This window comes from Streptomyces sp. A1136 (assembly GCF_004795055.1).
Lineage (GTDB): Bacteria > Actinomycetota > Actinomycetes > Streptomycetales > Streptomycetaceae > Streptomyces.
On the sequence record NZ_SSBJ01000098.1, the window covers coordinates 1 to 1,129 of the forward strand.

1 protein-coding gene is annotated in these 1,129 nt (G+C 65.2%); it reads right to left on the minus strand.

The window, feature by feature from the left end; translation table 11 throughout:
• Nucleotides 1-1,092 carry an IS630 family transposase gene (locus tag E6R62_RS37405; RefSeq protein ID WP_136217903.1) on the minus strand — a complete coding sequence of 364 codons (1,092 nt, stop codon included), beginning with the start codon at nt 1,090-1,092 and terminating at the stop codon, nt 1-3.
• Nucleotides 1,093-1,129 lie beyond the last annotated feature (37 nt).

A 1,129-nucleotide genomic window follows, 5' to 3' on the forward strand; every position in this document is an offset into this window, starting at 1 on the left:
CTAGTGACCTGAGTCAGAGATTCGGTGGCAGTAGGCGGCGACTTTGTCGAGGATCTCGTCGGCTGTCTTCGTCCAGATGAAGGGCCTTGGGTGGTCGTTCCAGTCGGCGAGCCAGGCCCGGATGTCGCGTTCGAGGGCCTGGACGGAGCGGTGGACGCCGCGCTTGAGCTTCTTCTGCGTGAGTTCGGCAAACCACCGTTCCACCAGGTTCAGCCACGACGCACTGGTGGGTGTGAAGTGCAGGTGGAACCGCGGGTGTGCCAGCAGCCACTTCTTGATGTCCGGGGTCTTGTGGGTCGCGTAGTTGTCGAGGATCAGGTGAACTTGCAGGTCCGCCGGGACCTCCTTGTCGACCTTGGCCAGGAACTTCTTGAACTCGGCGGCCCGGTGGCGGCGGTGGAGGGAGCCGATGACCTTGCCGGTGGCGACCTCCAGGGCGGCGAAAAGGGTGGTGGTGCCGGCGCGGATGTAATCGTGACTGCGGCGTTCGGGAACACCGGGCATCATAGGCAGGACCGGCTGAGACCGGTCCAGGGCCTGGATCTGCGACTTCTCGTCCACGCAGAGGACCAGGGCCTTCTCCGGCGGGTCGAGGTAGAGGCCGACAATGTCGCGGACCTTGTCGATGAACAACGGGTCCGTGGACAGCTTGAAGGTCTGCGATCGGTGCGGGGCCAGGGCGAAGGCGCGCCAGATCCGCGAGACCGTCGACTGCGACATGCCTGTGGCCGCGGCCATCGACCTCGTCGACCAGTGAGTCGCATTCCTCGGTGTCTCCTCGAGAGTCTTGACGATCACCCGCTCGACATCAGCGTCGGTGATCTTCCGCGGGACACCTGGCCGCGGGTCGTCGCACAAGCCGCCCAGTCCCCGCTCGATGAAGCGGCGGCGCCAGGTGCGGACCGTGTCCGGCGCGATCCGCAGCCGGCGCGACACCTCCATGATCGAGTGGCCTTCGGCGCACTCCAGCACGATCCGTGACCGCTGAGCCAACGCCTGAGCCGTCGTACGGCGACGTAACCAACCCTCCAGCACCGCCCGCTGGGCATCAGTGACCGACAACGGCGGAATCTTCGGACCCGGACGACTCATGCTCGACTAACGACGAATCTCTGACTCAGGTCACTAG